At 34.0% G+C, this 18,326-nt stretch carries 13 protein-coding genes and 14 tRNA genes; 7 read left to right on the top strand and 20 right to left on the bottom strand.

Annotation, left to right across the window (positions count from 1 at the left end):
• Positions 1-132 precede the first annotated feature (132 nt).
• Positions 133-285, bottom strand: a complete 153-nt coding sequence (locus LDX58_RS14505) for a hypothetical protein (RefSeq protein WP_227937707.1) — start codon at positions 283-285, stop codon at positions 133-135.
• A gap of 308 nt (positions 286-593) precedes the next feature.
• Positions 594-1,553, bottom strand: a complete 960-nt coding sequence (locus LDX58_RS14500; RefSeq protein ID WP_227937553.1) for a LacI family DNA-binding transcriptional regulator — start codon at positions 1,551-1,553, stop codon at positions 594-596.
• Positions 1,554-2,341: 788 nt separating this feature from the next.
• Between LDX58_RS14500 and LDX58_RS14495 the strand changes: the two genes are divergently transcribed.
• Positions 2,342-2,426: transfer RNA gene (locus tag LDX58_RS14495), tRNA-OTHER, on the top strand.
• A gap of 198 nt (positions 2,427-2,624) precedes the next feature.
• On the opposite strand, the gene LDX58_RS14490 is transcribed toward LDX58_RS14495, so the two are convergent.
• Positions 2,625-3,017 (bottom strand): (2Fe-2S) ferredoxin domain-containing protein, encoded by a 393-nt coding sequence (locus LDX58_RS14490; RefSeq protein ID WP_227937552.1) that lies wholly within the window; start codon positions 3,015-3,017, stop codon positions 2,625-2,627.
• A gap of 61 nt (positions 3,018-3,078) precedes the next feature.
• Entirely contained in the window at positions 3,079-3,801 is a 723-nt protein-coding gene (locus tag LDX58_RS14485; protein WP_227937551.1) for a class I SAM-dependent methyltransferase, read from the bottom strand.
• A gap of 732 nt (positions 3,802-4,533) precedes the next feature.
• Between LDX58_RS14485 and LDX58_RS14480 the strand changes: the two genes are divergently transcribed.
• From LDX58_RS14480 to LDX58_RS14470, 3 genes are all read left to right on the top strand, one after another.
• Positions 4,534-5,466 carry a CobW family GTP-binding protein gene (locus tag LDX58_RS14480; RefSeq protein WP_227937550.1) on the top strand — a complete coding sequence of 311 codons (933 nt, stop codon included), beginning with the start codon at positions 4,534-4,536 and terminating at the stop codon, positions 5,464-5,466.
• Between the two features lie 120 nt (positions 5,467-5,586).
• On the top strand, positions 5,587-6,447 hold the full coding sequence (locus LDX58_RS14475) for a metal ABC transporter permease (protein WP_227937549.1): 861 nt from the start codon (positions 5,587-5,589) through the stop codon (positions 6,445-6,447).
• Positions 6,448-6,615: 168 nt separating this feature from the next.
• Positions 6,616-7,632: a metal ABC transporter solute-binding protein, Zn/Mn family gene (locus tag LDX58_RS14470; RefSeq protein ID WP_227937548.1), complete on the top strand. Its 1,017-nt coding sequence runs from the start codon at positions 6,616-6,618 to the stop codon at positions 7,630-7,632.
• 258 nt (positions 7,633-7,890) lie between these two features.
• Here LDX58_RS14470 and LDX58_RS14465 read toward each other — a convergent pair whose 3' ends face one another.
• Positions 7,891-8,802, bottom strand: a complete 912-nt coding sequence (locus tag LDX58_RS14465; protein ID WP_227937547.1) for an AEC family transporter — start codon at positions 8,800-8,802, stop codon at positions 7,891-7,893.
• Positions 8,803-9,840: 1,038 nt separating this feature from the next.
• Between LDX58_RS14465 and LDX58_RS14460 the strand changes: the two genes are divergently transcribed.
• Together LDX58_RS14460 and LDX58_RS14455 are read left to right on the top strand one after the other, a co-directional pair.
• On the top strand, positions 9,841-10,923 hold the full coding sequence (locus LDX58_RS14460) for a GerAB/ArcD/ProY family transporter (RefSeq protein ID WP_227937546.1): 1,083 nt from the start codon (positions 9,841-9,843) through the stop codon (positions 10,921-10,923).
• 69 nt (positions 10,924-10,992) lie between these two features.
• Positions 10,993-12,078 (top strand): GerAB/ArcD/ProY family transporter, encoded by a 1,086-nt coding sequence (locus tag LDX58_RS14455; RefSeq protein ID WP_227937545.1) that lies wholly within the window; start codon positions 10,993-10,995, stop codon positions 12,076-12,078.
• A 155-nt stretch (positions 12,079-12,233) separates the two neighbouring features.
• On the opposite strand, the gene LDX58_RS14450 is transcribed toward LDX58_RS14455, so the two are convergent.
• Together LDX58_RS14450 and LDX58_RS14445 are read right to left on the bottom strand one after the other, a co-directional pair.
• On the bottom strand, positions 12,234-13,400 hold the full coding sequence (locus LDX58_RS14450) for a Ger(x)C family spore germination protein (RefSeq protein ID WP_227937544.1): 1,167 nt from the start codon (positions 13,398-13,400) through the stop codon (positions 12,234-12,236).
• Entirely contained in the window at positions 13,397-15,004 is a 1,608-nt protein-coding gene (locus tag LDX58_RS14445) for a spore germination protein (protein WP_227937543.1), read from the bottom strand. The genes LDX58_RS14450 and LDX58_RS14445 overlap by 4 nt, the downstream gene beginning before the upstream one ends.
• A 315-nt stretch (positions 15,005-15,319) precedes the next feature.
• Here LDX58_RS14445 and LDX58_RS14440 point away from each other — a divergent pair, with 315 nt between their 5' ends.
• Positions 15,320-15,943, top strand: a complete 624-nt coding sequence (locus LDX58_RS14440) for a LysE family translocator (protein WP_227937542.1) — start codon at positions 15,320-15,322, stop codon at positions 15,941-15,943.
• A 741-nt stretch (positions 15,944-16,684) separates the two neighbouring features.
• Here the strand turns inward: LDX58_RS14440 and LDX58_RS14435 are convergent.
• The 13 genes from LDX58_RS14435 to LDX58_RS14375 form a co-directional block, all read right to left on the bottom strand.
• Positions 16,685-16,761: transfer RNA gene (locus LDX58_RS14435), tRNA-Arg, on the bottom strand.
• Between the two features lie 7 nt (positions 16,762-16,768).
• A tRNA-Leu gene (locus LDX58_RS14430) sits at positions 16,769-16,853 on the bottom strand.
• Positions 16,854-16,952: 99 nt separating this feature from the next.
• Positions 16,953-17,026 (bottom strand) — tRNA-Met (locus LDX58_RS14425).
• 157 nt (positions 17,027-17,183) lie between these two features.
• Positions 17,184-17,259, bottom strand: a tRNA-Val gene (locus LDX58_RS14420).
• 74 nt (positions 17,260-17,333) lie between these two features.
• Positions 17,334-17,405: transfer RNA gene (locus LDX58_RS14415), tRNA-Glu, on the bottom strand.
• Positions 17,406-17,416: 11 nt separating this feature from the next.
• A tRNA-Asn gene (locus LDX58_RS14410) sits at positions 17,417-17,491 on the bottom strand.
• A gap of 6 nt (positions 17,492-17,497) precedes the next feature.
• Positions 17,498-17,571, bottom strand: a tRNA-Ile gene (locus LDX58_RS14405).
• Positions 17,572-17,579: 8 nt separating this feature from the next.
• Positions 17,580-17,653, bottom strand: a tRNA-Gly gene (locus tag LDX58_RS14400).
• Between the two features lie 169 nt (positions 17,654-17,822).
• A tRNA-Pro gene (locus LDX58_RS14395) sits at positions 17,823-17,899 on the bottom strand.
• A gap of 22 nt (positions 17,900-17,921) precedes the next feature.
• A tRNA-Arg gene (locus LDX58_RS14390) sits at positions 17,922-17,998 on the bottom strand.
• Between the two features lie 14 nt (positions 17,999-18,012).
• Positions 18,013-18,098, bottom strand: a tRNA-Leu gene (locus LDX58_RS14385).
• A 19-nt stretch (positions 18,099-18,117) separates the two neighbouring features.
• Positions 18,118-18,188: transfer RNA gene (locus tag LDX58_RS14380), tRNA-Cys, on the bottom strand.
• Positions 18,189-18,199: 11 nt separating this feature from the next.
• Positions 18,200-18,271 (bottom strand) — tRNA-Gly (locus LDX58_RS14375).
• Positions 18,272-18,326: the final 55 nt, after the last annotated feature.

Genomic DNA, 18,326 nt, shown 5'->3' with positions numbered 1-18,326 from the left:
TGCGGAGTTGCAATGGCTTCACTCACTGCGCGTCTATCCGAGAAAACCACTCGGATCGACTTAAAACATTGTCAATTACAATGTAGATATCCACCTGTTTGTTGAAAAAGAACTTAATCTTTATCCAAATCATTATCTAAGAATGAAGGCTTTTTTGTTTGCTTGAAACTTCTCTTCAAGGAACTGACCCATTTTTGAACGGTTAATACCGTTTTTAACAGCATTTTTAATTACTAAATATAGAATAAATAACGATGCAATATAAAGAATTATTGTTTTAAACATCTTTAACACTCCCATCACAAATTACAACTACAAAAAATAACAAAAGTACACTTAAAATAACCTGCCTCAATGTTGAATAAGCTTTTATCTTTGCTTTTTATCTTAACATCAATTTCCTTTGGCAGATAAATAGTAAATGCGTTCCTACTGTTGTTGTAGGAACGCCTGTTAGTACAATATAGGAAAGGGGTCGTTCTTTGAAGCAACACCCCCCTTTAAATAACATAGAAAAAAATTGAAAATTATAAGCAGATTGTTAAGATCTATTTCTATTTATCAGAACGTAAATACTAAAGAGCTGAACAGATTCAAACCGTCCCTCTCTCAATCAGTTTAACGGACATTTCCTTGTTTGATAAATCACCATTTAATGCTTGAAGAAAAAGGTTTTTTCCCATATCTACAAGGGGAATTTCAATTGTTGTAATGTTCATTATCTTAGCTATTGGTTGATTATCAAAACCAATTATTGCGAGCTTATCTGGTATAGAGATATTCTGTTTTTGACAACAGGTAACGATTCCTGCCGCGACTTGATCACTTGTCACCAACAGCGCTGATGGTGGTTGATCCAAGGCTTTAATATGCTCTATTGCTTTTTCTCCATCCTCAAAATGAAGACATTCATTAATAATATAATCAGGGCGATATCGCAATTGATATTTTTTGACAAAATCTCTATATGCAAACTCTCTATCTTGACTATTTGTGCCCGAATTTCTAGCAATACAATAGCCAATTTTCTCATGACCCTTATGATATAAATATTCTAATGCTTCAAAAAAGGTTTTATAGTGATTTACAAAAGTGGTAGAGACCATTTTTCCCACTGTCTGTTCACATAATACAATGGGGCCAAATAATAAATGCTCTTCTATGATAGGCCAATCAATGGTTCTGGAGCAAATTATTAAAGAATCGATCTGCTTTTGTTTTAACATTTGCAAAGCTTCCATTTCCCTACTCTCCATATAATCGGTTTGAAATAACACCAACTTATAGTTGTTTTCTAACGCTTGCTTTGCTATTCCCTTTAATAACAAAGCGAAATAGGGATGATCCGAGAAAGGGAGAACTACACCTATCAACAGGGTTTTTCCTTTACTTAAATGAACAGCATTTATGTTTTTATGATAATTACTAACCTTAATAGCTTCCAAAACTGCATTCTTTTTTTCTTCCGTGACATATGGGTGATGATTTAATACACGAGAAACAGTTGTAACGGATACTCCAGCCATCTTTGCTAAATCTTTAATATTTGTCATGTACTCACCTCTTCATAAAAACAATAGTAACCATCATCAAAAATGATAAAACAGTCGATTACGTAGCTAAGTGGTACTTGTACTTCTTCAAGATTCAGTTCTCTTTCTACTCTATTTTCGACTGCTAAAAACCATGATCCGTGTATAGGTTGCATGAACAATATCACGATATTATTTGCAATAAACACTGTTTCGGTTGTATACCCCCCTCATTTGTTTTAGCAATACAAACAAAAATCCTGTTATTGAGTCAAACATAATATCGCCTCCAACAACTTACTTTTTACTTGAGGGTTATTAGCAAGACCCTTTAAATTTCACTTATTATCTATTTCTTCATTAGATTGGATAAAGTAATCATCAAAGGATTGAATTGGTCTCACTCCCATTGTTTGTCCAGATGCCTTCAAACAAAAATATGTTCCCAAATATATTACAAAGCATAGCATAATTAATGCAAACACAAGTATCTCTCCTCGCTTCCTGTTATTTTGTTAAGAGTGTAATTTATGAAACGCGTTTCATGTCAAATTGGAATCTGAGGAAAAATTATTAATTAATCATGGAATTGAAAATTTATCATGAAGAAAAAGGACCATCTAAGGTCCTTTAGGTGATTGTTTTAAAACTCCCAAATCAGGTTAAGATCCTTTTTTCTATTTGTTTTGGACTGCTCCTGTATTCATCAAGCATCCCGCCCGTTAGCTTAACAACGATTACATTCCTAAAATCACCTTCCCCATATTTATATGTATCAAAAAACGAATTTCAGCAAATAATACAGATTAGGACTTGTAGCTCAATGTTTAGAGCAGTCAACAGTTAACCTGTTAATTGTTGTTCTTCTTGTGGGTTCAAATCCCACCAAGTCCTATATTTTCCCACCTGAAAATGTTCCAATAAAAAAACATGTACCTCCATTTTTCACTTCACTATAATCCTTATTGCACTATGCTTCCTTTCACGTTGTTCATTCTTTTTTTCAAAAAAATAGAACTCTTATTATGAGTTCCATCCTTCCAAACGTTTCATTATATTCTTATAAATTTGACTTATTAGTGTTATATCATTTTATAATTGTTTTGAAACTCTCTTTACGATTTCCCCTTCTTTTTCAATTCCTTTTACCGTTCCTTCCGTTCGTTCAAAGCATTTCCCATTATACGAATGACTAATCTTGTCTTCTATCTCATTTCCTGTTATTAATGATTCAATCAAACGCGGAGCATCTTCACTTGACATTTCCTTGTACCAGTTACCATCGGGATAGGTAATCAGAACACATTTATCTTGACAGCGCCCATTACAAAGCGTTCTTGATGTATGTATCAGAGTGTCTAAACCTTTAGCTGCTATCTCATTTCTAATCGATTGAGTTAATTCTTCTGCACCTGCTTTATTGCAACTACTTCCATTACAGATCAGAATGTGATGTTGGGTCTCACTCAAATTCCATGTAGCCATTTCTTCAGCTCCTTTTGCTTTTTAATAAATGTCATAAATTGATAACTGGTATTATTACGATTTATTTCTTGCAAATATATAGCAATCTAGGTGAGCTTTGATCATATTTGCAGCCATCATAGTTACCAAATAAATGGATAATTTTTAAATTATTATTCTCTAACATTTTACTAATCTTGTTCTTTGAATATAGTTTCACTCGTTCTTCGTAATGACGGGTTGAATAGTTATCTTTTACGACTATTCGTTTAATAACGGCATCATTATCAATGTTTCTATATTGATCGATCGATGTTTGGTCAATAATCTGCTGTGAAAAGGGAACTAAATTTTTTCTTGTAAATGATGGATTTAAATAATCAAACAAAAAATATCCACCTTTCTTTAAAGAAGAGTGTACTCGTGTAAAAACACGTTCATTATCTTGATCATTTTCAAAATATCCAAAACTCGTAAAAAGATTAACGACGATATCAAATTTATTTTTAAATGATACTTCTCTCATATCAGACCTTATGTATGTGATGTTTAATGTGTCAGATTGTCTCTTTGCTTCCGCTAATAATGTACTAGATAAGTCTATCCCTGTAACGTTCATTCCTTTTTTAGCAAACCAACGGCTATGTCTCCCCGCTCCACAACAAAGGTCAAGTACCTCTTGCTGTGGTTTGTACGGAATAAAATTCATTAGATTTTCTAACTCTGAGTTTGCATTTTCTTCATTACGATGTTTATAGATCATTAAATAATCTTCTTGAAAGTGATCTTTATACCAATACTCCATAAAACTCCTCCTCTAATTAGGCGTTAAAAATTGACAAGAATACATATAATCTTATCAAGTAACGCATTGATCGAATGGTTCTTGAAACCATTGTTCATCTAAATCTTCAATATGAAAGATCCCTTTATCATAAAATTTGACACCTTCTTTTCATTTTTTTAGTGAAACTATTTCGGCATTATCTTTTTCATTCATTTCCAATAGATAATTCAAGTCGTAATGATTACGATTTGCATTCATTTTAATCTTTTGTCCTTCACTTGTCAAAAGTGTATTTTTAAAAATGTAGACTTTTTTCAAAATAAATTCTCTTTAACTCAAAAAAGACGACCGATAAAGGGGCGTCTTCATTCAATCATTATTCTATACTTATTTTAAATCCTGACTAATTTCCCTTATACATGTCTCAATTCAGACCTAATCAATTTATTCATAGCTTAGCCTTGTATTTTCTTACACCAGCAATTGCTCTGCCTAACATTGCCGCAGCCCAATATCTTCAGTTTAATTAAGCATTCTAAATAGTTTTCACAAACCAACAATTTCTTTATCGATTGTCACGTTCCTATCCCGCAATACTCGTTCCTCTATTTAATAGGACCGCAGCAATCATAAACTTTTATTTGCTTCATTGCCTCTTTTACATTAAAATAGAAAAATCACAAATCGTAATTATTTCGTTTAATATCTTGTTTTAAAAATAGTTATGACTTTGAGGAGGAGGAAATAAATTTGAGAACTAGTAAAACCGAAATTTTTATTCTTAGTGGTTTTTTAGGAAGCGGTAAAAGTACCTTACTTGCGAAACTATTAAAGTTTGAAAAGCAGCAAGGAAGACAAATTGGTGTGATCATGAATGAAATGGGAAAAGAAAGTATAGATTCAGAGGCGATCCCAAATGAAATTCCTTTAAAAGAATTACTAAATGGTTGTATTTGCTGTAATTTGCAAGGGGAATTAAGTTTACAATTAAAAGTTTTAACAGAAGAAAACGAACTCGATGCCATATATATTGAGTCAACAGGTGCAGCACATTTACTAGAAGTTGTAGATGCATGTACCCATCCATTATTAATTAATCATTTGGAAATTAAAGGGATTATCACTTTAGTAAATGCTAAACAGTGGAGAGATAGGAAAATGAGTATTAAATTAAAAAAGCTATTAAAGGAGCAGATCAAGTTTGCTAATATAATTATTTTAAATAAATTAGATACAATTGAAGAAGGAGAAATAGATTCTTTAATGAACAGTATAAGAGAGATTAATCCAAATGGTCACATTATTCCTTCGACCTATGCTGAAATTGATCCAAAAATATTATCATCAAGTAAAGTAGATACAATAGAAGATAGCCTTAAAGATTTAAATAATGAGCATGCCCATTTACATTTACAAACTTTTTCCTTTCCTATAAATAGTCCGATAAACCGGATTCAATTTGAGAAATGGTTAAGTGTTTATTCAGAACAATTATATAGAGCAAAAGGCTTTATTAAACTTATGGAGACTCCTGGAACTTTTCTTTTTAATTATTCTTATGGTACCTCAATGTTTGAGCGTTGCAAACTTAATAAGGACTATCCTGAAACACTAGTATTTATCGGCGAAAATCTTGATCACAAAGAAATAGAAACAATGTTGTTTAAACTACAGCAACGTTAAAAGAACTTATTTGTTTCCCATAAAATAATTCTATTTTTAATAACCCTCCTTCGCAGGAATAAATTGGTTTACTCCAAAAAAGTAAACAGCAGATCGATTATTACATAAGGTGGGGTACACATGATTGAAAGTTTAATAAAGTATCAATTTTTGCAAAACGCTTTCCTAACAGGGATTATGATTGGGTTAATCGCTCCAGTACTAGGCGTTTTCATCGTAGTAAGAAGGTTATCGCTTATTGCTGATGCGTTATCCCATGTAACATTGTCAGGAATTGCAGCAAGTTTATTAATAGAAAAAAAGTTTCCAGAAACAATCAACTTAAATCCTGTCTACTTTGGAATGCTGTTTTCTTTTCTTGGAGCAATATTTATTGAAAAGCTCAGAGCAGTTTATAAACACTATCAGGAATTAGCTATTCCTATAATGCTATCTGGAGGGGTAGGTCTAGGTGTAATTTTTATTTCTCTGGCAGATGGCTTTAATAATGATTTATTTAACTATCTATTTGGAAGTGTTAATGCTGTTACTCGTACAGATATGTGGAGCATTTTGATCATAATGCTAATTGTTATCTCCATTATTTTTATTTGTTACAAAGAATTAGTTATCTTATCTTTTGATGAAGAATATGCAACTGTCTCTGGAGTGAACAAACGTTGGATTCATCAACTCTTTATTATTATGGTAGCAATCGTTATCGCTTCTTCCATGAGGATTGTTGGAATACTTCTTGTATCTTCATTAATGACTCTACCAGTCGCATCAGCAATGAAATTTGCTAAAAGTTTTAAGCAGGCTATTTTCTTTTCTATATTAATAGGAGAAGCATCTGTTATTTTAGGGCTTTTTTCTGCCTATCATCTTGATATTGCTCCTGGTGGAACGATTGTTATGGTCTCAATCGTCATCCTTCTATGTTCTATTTCTTACAACAAATTCATAAAGAGATATCAAACTAGAACATTAAATATGAAGTGACAGAATGAATTTATAACCATGTATAGCAATCTGAAAAGCATCTTACATCTAAAGATTTATTAGCTTATTTATTCAAGTGATTAATAGTTTATTATAAAAACGACAATTCACAAATCGTAATAATTACGATAATTTATATATAGATCAAATTTAGAAGGAGAGATCATTATGAAATTAAAGTACATAACATTTGGGTTTATTTTAGTTCTATTTACCTTTTTAGCAAGTTGTAATACTCAACAAACAGAGACTTCTACATCAAAGGAAAATGAGAATGAAGCAACACAACAAGAAGAAGTCAAACCATTGAAAATATACACAACTCTTTATCCTTTAGAAGATTTCACAAAAAAAATCGGTGGTGAGAATGTAGATATTGAAAGTATTATCCCTCCTGGTTCTGATGCCCATACTTATGAACCGACATCTAAACAAATGATAAATATCGCAGAAGCCGATGCCTTTATTTATAATGGCTTAGGAATGGAATCCTTTTCTGAAAAAATTGCAGCAGCGCTCGAAAGTGAAAAAGTTATAATGGTAGAAGCTGCACATGGTATTGAAACAATTGCTCATGAGCATGACCATCACCATGAAGACGAACTAAATGAAGGTAGAGAGCACGAACATAAAGAAGATGAAGAACATGGGCTTGATAATGAAGAGTTTGATCCTCATGTATGGTTAGATCCTTATCGTTCTATTATATTAGCTGAAAACATTAAAAATGCTCTTGTGGAATTAAGACCTGATGCTAAGGAAGAGTTTGATAAAAACTATGAATTATTGAAAAGTGAACTTGAAAAACTAGACGAAGAGTTTCATCAGTTAGTAGCTTCCAAGATCGAACCAGAAATACTGGTTTCTCATGCTGCATATGGATATTGGGAAGAACGTTACGGAATACATCAAATTGCAGTAGCTGGCCTCTCTCAATCCGATGAACCGTCTCAAAAAGCACTAGAGAACATCATTGAGATTGCAAATGAAAAACAAATCAAATATGTCATCTTTGAACAAAACGTTACACCGAAAGTGGCCGAAGTCATCCGGAAAGAAATTAATGCTGAACCTCTTCGCTTACACAACATATCCGTTTTAACAGCAGAAAACATACAACAGCAAGAAGATTATTTTAGCTTGATGCAAAAGAATCTTGAAACATTGGACAAAGCATTAGATTAATAACAATGAAAAAAACAAAAATTTTATATTTAAGTTAAATAGCTAAAAACAACAGGAACGCACATATTAGATATGTCTAATATGTGCGTTCCTTAATTTGTTCTTAAACTAAAGCATTCTCTTCATTCGTTATCTATTATTCTACTTGCCCTTATTTTTTCCAACTAAATGTCTATCCATGATTCATAGGAGAATCTCCTTTATCCCCTTTCTATTTGAATATTATAACGATCAAAAAGTTTGTTTTATAGAGAGCATCTATAAAATAAAGTTAGCAAAAATATACAATATTACGATACTAATTAAAATCGTTATATTGGATATAGTGGCAATTAAACGGGTGGCGCTGGTGCTATATTTAAATTCTACTGCAAATACTAACGCAGATGCTGCAACAGGTAGTAACAGTCCAATCATAATTGTATATCGAAACATCTGATCGTATGGAAGAATGAAGTATAAGGCTAAACCAACTGACAAACCTAAACTATATCGGAAAGTTAAAAATTTCAATACAGGTTTAATAAATTGTTTTTCAAATTTAAAATTCAAATAAAGTCCCAATAGTAATAAGGATAAAGGTATATTTGCTGCTGATATTGTACTTGCAACATTAATTAACGTGGCAGGTAATTGAATATTACTAAAATTTAAAGTACTCGCAATAATATAGGTCATTAAAGGAATAGACTTGCCAAGTTTTTTTAAAATATCAATTGGTTTAAGACTTAGCCCTTCTTTCGAAAAATAACTTCCTATAATATAGGCGATTCCAAAGACAATAAATGATGTTCCAACGTCAAACATACTAAAATGCGTTAATCCTTCCATCCCCCAAATTGCAAAAACGAGAGGAAATGCAAATAAACCGACATTAAATCCGGAAGAAAGCATCAGCAAAGAACCTTTAAGTTCTCTTTCCTCATTTTTAAAAACTAAGAAACCGAGAAATGCTGTAATTAATCCATAAATAAGTACAATAACTGGTAAAAAAATTAAAGAAGTTTCAATTTTCACGGAATCAAATGTAACAAGGACTAAAGCAGGAAGGGTAATTTTAAAAATAATTTTTGAGATGACTTCTCCATCTTTTTCTTGTAAAATATTTAAACGTTTTAATAGATACCCAAAAACAATGATCATAATGATATAAAGAAATTCCTGGTTCATATAAAAAATACGCCCCTCTTATGAAGTAATTTCATTTTTATTTGTATAAATGAATGTCATCCTCGATCAATATCGTTAGCGTAACCTCTCTTACATGGTCTTCATATTACGGCAAAATTCAAGAACAAGTAAAGCTAGACGCATTCAATATTTTCACTTCATTTGTTTTCTCTTGAATTCGTTCGATTAACAGCCAAACCGCTTATTCTACTAAATCTTTCATTCTAGCATCGAATGTAGTGAGAGAGGTATTCTTATAAACCTTGAAAAGTAAATATTGTCAAATCCAATAACAGATAAATATTTGCTGTATCTAAAACACCTATGGCAATAACATCGGTACTGGGAAAAATAGCTGTAGGTGGATTACTTTCAAAAACGATCTTTTTCATAACCTTCTCGACCCTTTGCCCACTATAACATTGTTCAAGAAGACCATGTTCCTTTAAAGCATTCTTGAATCCTCGGACACGCTAATACTACATCTTAACCGTTTAAAATACTTCAGTCCTAGGATAAAAAAACTTCCCCTTTATTCTTCATTAGGTAATAGGTGTTTAACCTCCTCGTTTTTCCCACCTATTGTATGTAAAATTTTACTGGATTTTACAAATTGCATGTGAAGTGTTTCATTACTTCCAAAATTCATTTTAACTTATACAGAAGGTAAATACTCTTTTTAGCAGTTTTCATTGCCTCTTCAATATCAAGTTGAGGGTGAGCTCATTAAAACCAAGTACCTTTTTACCTTGATTTAAAACTGAAGAAGCTTCGATACTAACCATGTTATCTCCTTTTTCAATTCTACCTGTTTTTCGGTGAATGAGCATGCTGAGGTTGCCTTCTAAATTTGTAGATATACTTATAAAAATTAAAGTAAATGGCTAGGCTTGTTAGATATATATTAACAGTAAAGTGTCAAATGATGTTTGAAAGTTAAAATAACATTATATTGACACTTAGAAAACAGACTAAATGTGAATGGAATGGATGTGTTCCTTTTTAAAATTCCTGAAAAAACTAAGGAGATATTAATTAATGATCCGTATTTCGAACATTCAATTATTTGTACTTATTATAGTATTTGAAATAGGCAGTACAACTCTTTTTGCCTTAGGAATAGGAGCGAAGCAGGATGCATGGATCGTTGTGTTACTTGCAGCATTTATAGGATTATGCCTAGTCTGGGCATATACCCAAATCCCTAAATATTACACGAATAAAAACTTTTCTGAGGTACTAGATGATGTAGTAGGAAAAAAAGTAGCTGTACCTTTGCTGCTACTTTTTTCTATCTACTTTTATAGTCAATCGACCTATAATTTTTTTGAATTTGGTGTTCTTATTAAGATGACTGCTTTGCCTCAAACACCTTTAATTGTTATTTTATATTTGTTCATCATTGTCATCATTTATATTCTTTATTTAGGCTTTGAAGTATTAGCAAGAACAGCTGAAATACTATTGCCGTACTTTCTCATTTTTTTAATTATCATCTACATTTTAACTTTATTTTCAGGTCAATTTGATTTTGATGCTCTTAAACCTGTTTTAGGGAATGGGATTCAGCCTGTTTTAGAAGAATTACCTATTTCTATCGGTTTTCCATTTGGTGAAATCGTCCTGTTTCTAATGTTTTGGCACTTTGTACAAGATCAGAAATTTATAAGAAGAAATGCTTTTTTTGCTGTCGGTCTATCAGCTTTGTTACTGATCATTTCTTTAATTGTAATGATTTCTGTTTTGGGTACAGAACTAGCTGCAAATTCCGAAATTCCTTTATTAGATACGATATTAGTCATTAATATAGCACAAATCATTACGAATCTAGATAGTGTAGCCGTATTTATTATGTTTATCGGCGGCTTCTATAAAACGGCCTTACATTTCTATGGATTTTCCTTAGTGACCGCTTGGCTTTTTAACCGTAAAAACACAAAATTGTTTATGATCTTTTTCGGTCTTCTTTTACCATTTGTCACTATCAATAGATTTCAGGGACTTGATTATCAAAGGTGGTTGGGTGTTGGGAATTCAACATATATTATTCCGCTGATTGCTCTTATACCAGTATTTTTGCTCGTGATCATTTATATAAAAAAAAGAAAAGAAGGAAGGTGACTATTACCTCTTTAGCACATAGAAAACAGACTAAATTAATTTCTAAATAAACGAAGGAGATATGAATCAGTGATCCGTATTTCGAACATTCAATTATTTGTACTTATTATAGTATTTGAAGTAGGTAGTACAACTCTTTTTGCTTTAGGAATAGGAGCGAAGCAGGATGCATGGATCGTTGTGTTACTTGCAGCATTTATAGGATTTTTTCTAGTATCGGTCTATACACAAATTGCAAAATTATATCCGAACAAAAATTTTTCAGAAATATTAAATGAAGTACTAGGAAAGAAAGTAGCAGCGCCTTTACTCCTTCTATTTGCTTTATATTTTTACAGCCAGGCGAGCCACAACTTTTTTGAATTTGGTGTCCTGATTAAAATGACAGCACTAGAGAAAACGCCTTTATTTGTTATTTTGTATCTTTTTATTATTGTTATCATGTATATTCTTAGCTTAGGTTTTGAAGTTTTAGCACGAACTTGTGAAATATTATTACCGTACTTCTTAGTTTTTCTCATTTTAATTTATATTTTAACTTTATTTTCAGGACAATTTGATTTTAGTGCCCTGCGTCCTGTTTTAGGAAATGGATTAAAACCCATTTTAGAGGAATTGCCTAGTGTTATCGCCTTTCCATTTGGCGAAATGGTCGTGTTTCTTATGTTTTGGCATTATATAGATAATATCAAATCAATTCGTAAAACTGCGTTTCTTGCGGTTGGATTATCTGCGTTATTAATTATGACCTCTATAGTAGTGATGGTTTCAGTGTTAGGACCAGAAATTGCTGCAAATGCCGAAATCCCTTTATTACAAACAATCTTAACGATTAATATTGCTGAAATTATAACAAACTTAGATAGTATCGCCATCTTTTTTATGTTTATTGGAGGGTTTTATAAAACTGCCCTTCACTTTTGGGGTTTTGTTCTAGCAATCACTTGGTTGTTTCGCTTTAAAAGTACAAAGTGGATAATGATCATTTTTGGACTACTCCTCCCACTATTCGCTTATTATCGATTTCCAGGATTCGATTACCAAAGGTGGATAGGGACTCAGATGGGTATATTCAATATACTAGTTATTTCTATCCTTCCGGTTTTACTGCTTGCCATTATGTTTATTAAAAAGAGAAAGAAATCCTTATCTTGAAAGGAGAATTAAAATGCCACCTATTCAGTCAATTATAAAGGCAGATTTACTTTCTGGGATCCTCCTTATAGGAGGGGCACTTTACGTCTTAATCCTCTTGCTTATTATGCTCTATCATACTTTTACGTTACTATTTAAACGCTGAAATCGAAAGATCACTTTGGTTCAAGCGGTCCTTGTAGTAATAAAGAACTCGTTATGTCAACATTTGCATTTACTGTATATGGGACATCTGCAAATCGTTCATCCCAGTTATCCTTTACGTTATTCCAAACATCTGGGTAGTCTTTATTTAGAGCTCTTCCAAAACCGAATATATCTGTTTGAAATTCTTGTTGGGCTTTTTTCACTACCAAATTAACTTCTTCTTCGATTCTTTTTTTATTTTCTTCTTCTATCTTCCTAAAATAATCAACTTGTTCTTTTCTGTCTTTAAATTGGCCGGTAGCTTGTTGTTCGGCAATTCTTCCCTCTTGTTTAACCTCAATTGTAAAGGAGATTTGATTTCCTTTTACTTCCGGTTTAATCTGCGAAGTTACATTTCGTACTTCAATTGTTACAAATTTTCCTTTTTCTAGTACGGATGGAAGAGAAATAACTCCTTGATTAGCAGGCCCTTCTCCTGTCACGAAATGATATCCCCTCGTTTCACGTTCGGTCAAAAAACCTTTTAATTTATCTTTTTGAAAGACAGCTCCTCCTGAAAATTTCACACGTTCAAAAGGTTCCTTTTCAATTTTTTCAATGCTCAGAACACCTGCGACGGGATCTTTCTCTTCGCTTAACGCTTCTTTATTATAAGTAAGGAAGTTGATTTTAGCAGCCTCTTCTTCGGCATTTTCAATTAAACTATTTAAATAGTTTGCCGGAATACGTGAGATATTGTCTGACTTTATTTGTAAAACATTTTTTGCCTCAGTTCCCTTCGCGATACAGAGCCATACATATCCCCTTATATCTTTGCCTCTTTGAAAAGTATCCATAACCGGTATTAGTCCTTCTTTTGCAATCTGCTCATTAATAATAATTACTTTATTATGGGCGAAAAAACCTTCACGATCGGTCGTTTGACTTGATTTCCGTATTGCTTCAATAATAGTTTTTCCTGTCGTGGTAACTAGTAAAAAAGGTCGTTCGGGACTTGGTGTTTGTGTGCTTTCTGCTGATGGTCGTATGAAGAGGGAGGTGATTTCAAAATCTCCAGTATCGGGATTTTTATCAATTGCCAAAGCAGAAACGATTCCAATTTCAGTTAATTCCCTTCTATCCCAGCAACCAGTTACTAGCAACAGACAAAACAATACTATGACTAATTTCTTCAACCTTGACCCTCTCCTTTGTTAACTTTAGGATGTTCGGGTTTGTTGTCTCGTCCTTGTCTTTTTGACTTTCTCCATTCAATTGCCAGTGGCCTTACATTAAGCAACCATAATGGCATACGTAAAACAGAATCTTTCAAGCCACTCAATATAATTGGACCAACTGGAGCTAAATAAGGGGAACCGAATGAGCGTAAGGAACACATATGTCCGAGTATAATAAGAGTTCCCATTAAGATGCCATAAAAACCAAAAGCGGCTGCCAGAAAGAGAAGAAAAAATCTCATTATTATGACCGCATCACTCAAGGCAGTAACAACAAACCCAGTAATCGCTGTAAGGGCAACTACAATAACCATCGGTGCACTTACCAAACCAGCTGTAACAGCAGCTTCTCCGATGACTAATGCCCCTACAATGCTGATTGCTGAACCGACTGGGCGCGGCATCCGAACACCAGCTTCTCTAAGTAATTCAAAAACAATGGTCAACATTAATGCTTCAATAAAGACAGGAAAAGGCACTTTTTCTTCAGCAGCTGCCATTGTAGTAAGAAGAAGGGAAGGAACCATTTCTTGGTGATAAGATGCAACTGCAACAAATAAAGCTGGCGTTCCAACGGTTAAAAATAAAGCAAATATTCGAAGTAACCTCATTAATGAAGCTAAATAAGGGCGCGAATAATAATCTTCTGAAGCTTGTAATGTTTCAACAAATAAATGCGGTACCGATAATACAAAAGGAGTGCCATCACAAAAAATCGCAATTCTTCCTTCCAAAAGTTTCGCTGCAACTTTATCAGGCTTTTCACTATTTGCAATCGTTGGAAAGATAGAATAAGGATTGTCCTCAATATATTGTTCAATATATCCTGATTCTAATATTATATCTGTATCGATACGATTCAATCGATCCTTTACTTCTTCTACAACTTTCTGATTTGCAATCCCTTCTATATATCCGATTCGAACATTCGTTTTTGTTTGTTTTCCAATTTTCATGCTCTCAAATACTAAATTAGGGTTGTTTATTTTCCGGCGAACTAAAGCTGTATTTACCTTAAGAACTTCATTAAATCCTTCGCGTGATCCTCTGACATTTGACTCTGTCTCAGGTTGTTCCACATTTCTTGACTCAAAACCTTGAGTACTTACAAGAAGAGCAGAATCGTAGCCATCAATAAAGATAACGGTTTCTCCCGACAAGACTCTTTCGATCACATCATCCATTGAACATATTTCTTCAATACTAGATGAGGTTAAAATCCTTTTTTTTACGACTGAAAGAACATTTTCAAATGGTAAGCTACTAGCATGATTATTAGCAAAATTCGGTTCCATTAATGATTTAACCAAATGTACATTAATATAGTCTTCATTTACTAGTCCATCAATAAAACAAATAAAGACGCTTATTGAGGTTTGATAGTAAACTTCAAATTCTCTATATTTCACATCTATGCTTTTTCCTAATATGTTCTTTATTTGATTTAGATTTTGATTTACACTTTTATCAATTAGACCGTAACTTTGATTGGATGAATTCTTTTGGGACGAGGAGGCTTTATATGATTGTATTGTTTTTGTGAATGAAAATTTTTTAAGCATCCTAATCCTTCTTTCAATTGAATTTATTCTTTAGTATTATTTGGGAAAAGGAGAAAAAAATACATGGTTAAAGAAGAAAAAAGAGCTCGTTTTGTTCATTTAAAAAAGCGATTCTAATTAAAGAATCGCCTAGTTTGTTTAATAACATTTATAAGAATGAGACAACAGGGATATATGCTTAACAGAGCACCACTTACACTACAAGCGTTGCTCTATTGAACTCTCGCATCCTTTAGTTCAATAATACACTTTCTTTGAGATAAAAAGGGGTCTATAATATTTAAAGCTATTGATTTAAATATAGGAGGTTTAAGAATGGACTTTATGGTTTTATTATCTTTTTTAGGGGTGGCTATTTTTCTTACTTTGATGCCTGGTCCAGACAATTTATTCGTTATTGTCCAAAGTATCTCGCAAAATAAAATGGCTGGTATAGCAACTGCATTAGGGCTTTGTTCCGGATTAATAGTACATATAATCGCAGCAACAATTGGTATTTCGGCAATGGTTTATCAATCTTCAATAGCTTTTTCGATAGTAAAATATGCCGGGGCAGCTTACTTGTTATTTTTAGCCTGGCAGTCATTTAAGGAAAAAGAGTCTCTTTTAATAAATCGTAGCCAGAAGTCTTTAAATTACAAATCATTATACCAAAAAGGAATTTTGATGAATATTCTAAATCCAAAAGTATCAATATTCTTTTTAGCCTTACTTCCTCAATTTGTGGTTAAATCAGATATTGGTGTATCCGTACAAATGCTTATCTTAGGAACGATTTTTTTGGTGCAAGCTCTAGTAATTTTTATACTAATTAGTGTGTTTTCAGATAAAGTACGTTATATATTAATCAGGAAACCCTTTATAGCAAAACGAATGAATTTAATAAAAGGTTCACTACTCGCGTTTATTGGGTTACAAATTGCATTTAGTCAAAGATAAATTCAATCCTTCTCCTTAAAAGGGTGATAATTACTGCCCTCCCTTGTGGTGGTCAAACTAAAATCACCAAGTGGATATTTTCTTATCTTCAATGGATGAATTCAACCACACTTATCTATACGAGTATATGGATTGCCATTGTTTTTGGAGTGTTATCGGGAATTTCAAATGGGATCGAACGAATTATGCTTAACATATTTGGTCTAATTACTTTGGACGTAAGTATCCCGGCAACATCAAAGGAGTAGCGGTAACAGTTACTGTTATTGCATCCTCTTTTGAACCATTACCACTTGAAATAGGGTTTGATTTGTTTCAAAATTATACTCAGGTTTTATTATTGTTAACTGGATTTCGAGTCGTTAAGGTTTGATCTTTCTATGAAAACTGAAAAAGCCAACTATAAAGAGTTGGCTTCATAATATTGATATTGAGAAAAAGGATATTGACTGAGTTAATATCCTTTCTCTTTGATTTAACCATTTAATATCTTCTAAAGATAATTCTAAACTAAGGACCCTGAGGCCAATCCGGATACTGTATAGATTCCTAGTATTTCAAAAGGTCAACTAGAGTTATTCGAGAAAAAACATTAGCTACATCTGAACAATTTCGAATATGTTTCAAAACGTTGAGAGATGGAGAAGCTCTATGAAAGTGAAATGAAAAAAGACCAACAAAACAGTTGATCTTTTTTTTACATGTAATGTAAGTGAATTTGAATAAAGTGACGTAGCAATATGGCGTACCCTAGAGGATTTGAACCTCCGACCTACAGCTTAGGAGGCTGTTGCTCTATCCAACTGAGCTAAGGGCACAAAATAATGGTGCGGGTGAAGGGAGTCGAACCCCCACGTCATAAGACACTAGATCCTAAGTCTAGCGCGTCTGCCAATTCCGCCACACCCGCATACTTTATATAACTAAATGGTGGTTCAGGACGGGATCCAATCACCGACAAATAGACTTTCAATTGCTCTACCCTACTGAGTTAATGAACCAAATGGTATTGCGGGGATAGGATTTGAACCTATGACCTTCGGGTTATGAGCCCGACGAGCTACCAGACTGCTCCACCCCGCGTCGTTTTAAAGTATTCAGATGATGTTTTTTCAATGAAGAAGACATTTTCCTCTTCTAGCATTTTCATTGAAGTTAATGCGTCAATGTTACTCGAAGCGTATTCAGCGATGTTTTGCTTGTTGCTCCACCCCGCGTCGTTTTACATAAAAGATTATTATGGTGGAGGATGACGGGATCGAACCGCCGACCCCCTGCTTGTAAGGCAGGTGCTCTCCCAGCTGAGCTAATCCTCCATTTTCGAAGTAAGATATTTGAGATTAGAGGTCAGAAAACTTCTGATTTCCTACTCTTCTAATTAGTAGAATGATGACCCGTACGGGAATCGAACCCGTGATACCGCCGTGAAAGGGCGGTGTCTTAACCGCTTGACCAACGGGCCATCTATAAAAATGGCTCCACAGGTAGGACTCGAACCTACGACCGATCGGTTAACAGCCGATTGCTCTACCACTGAGCTACTGTGGAATATGATGGGCCTAAGTGGACTCGAACCACCGACCTCACGCTTATCAGGCGTGCGCTCTAACCAGCTGAGCTATAGGCCCTCAATTATTGGAGCGGGTGATGAGAATCGAACTCACATCATCAGCTTGGAAGGCTGAGGTTTTACCACTAAACTACACCCGCATATTGAACTAAATTGTTGCATAAAATCACTCACGCTAGAACATATCTTTTCCTCTACTAGCATCCCGGTGAAGCAAATGCGTCAAGACAACTCGTAGCTTATTCGGCAGATGTTTTGCTCGTGGCTGAGGTTTTACCACTAAACTACGCCCGCATATAAGTAAAATGATGGTCGGGAAGACAGGATTTGAACCTGCGACCCCCTGGTCCCAAACCAGGTGCTCTACCAAGCTGAGCCACTTCCCGTTAATGAAATTATCTTATTTAATGGCGCGCCCTGAGAGATTCGAACTCCCGACCTTTTGATTCGTAGTCAAACACTCTATCCAGCTGAGCTAAGGGCGCATAAGTTATAAAAATGCCGAGGGCCGGACTTGAACCGGCACGATAGTCACCTATCGCAGGATTTTAAGTCCTGTGTGTCTGCCAATTCCACCACCCCGGCACGACAGAAATTATTATGAAGGCGGTACCCGGATTTGAACCGGGGATAAAGGTTTTGCAGACCCGCGCCTTACCACTTGGCTATACCGCCGTATTAAACAAAGCGGAAGACGAGATTCGAACTCGCGACCCCCACCTTGGCAAGGTGGTGTTCTACCACTGAACTACTTCCGCACTGGCTGGGCTAGCTGGATTCGAACCAACGCATGACGGAATCAAAATCCGTTGC

Origin of the sequence: Alkalihalobacillus deserti (assembly GCF_020734105.1) — a bacterium.
Classification (GTDB): Bacteria; Bacillota; Bacilli; order Bacillales; family Bacillaceae_D; genus Halalkalibacter; species Halalkalibacter deserti.
Note: the sequence above shows the minus strand (reverse complement) of the source record. Positions and strands in the feature narration are given on the sequence as shown.

Excerpts from the sequence above, each read along its gene's own strand:
- LDX58_RS14505 (WP_227937707.1), bottom strand. The coding sequence starts at position 285 with ATGTTTAAAACAATAATTCTTTATATTGCATCGTTATTTATTCTATAT.
- LDX58_RS14500 (WP_227937553.1), bottom strand. The coding sequence starts at position 1,553 with ATGACAAATATTAAAGATTTAGCAAAGATGGCTGGAGTATCCGTTACA.
- LDX58_RS14490 (WP_227937552.1), bottom strand. The coding sequence starts at position 3,017 with ATGGCTACATGGAATTTGAGTGAGACCCAACATCACATTCTGATCTGT.
- LDX58_RS14485 (WP_227937551.1), bottom strand. The coding sequence starts at position 3,801 with ATGGAGTATTGGTATAAAGATCACTTTCAAGAAGATTATTTAATGATC.
- LDX58_RS14475 (WP_227937549.1), top strand. The coding sequence starts at position 5,587 with ATGATTGAAAGTTTAATAAAGTATCAATTTTTGCAAAACGCTTTCCTA.
- LDX58_RS14470 (WP_227937548.1), top strand. The coding sequence starts at position 6,616 with ATGAAATTAAAGTACATAACATTTGGGTTTATTTTAGTTCTATTTACC.
- LDX58_RS14465 (WP_227937547.1), bottom strand. The coding sequence starts at position 8,802 with ATGAACCAGGAATTTCTTTATATCATTATGATCATTGTTTTTGGGTAT.
- LDX58_RS14460 (WP_227937546.1), top strand. The coding sequence starts at position 9,841 with ATGATCCGTATTTCGAACATTCAATTATTTGTACTTATTATAGTATTT.
- LDX58_RS14445 (WP_227937543.1), bottom strand. The coding sequence starts at position 15,004 with ATGCTTAAAAAATTTTCATTCACAAAAACAATACAATCATATAAAGCC.
- LDX58_RS14440 (WP_227937542.1), top strand. The coding sequence starts at position 15,320 with ATGGACTTTATGGTTTTATTATCTTTTTTAGGGGTGGCTATTTTTCTT.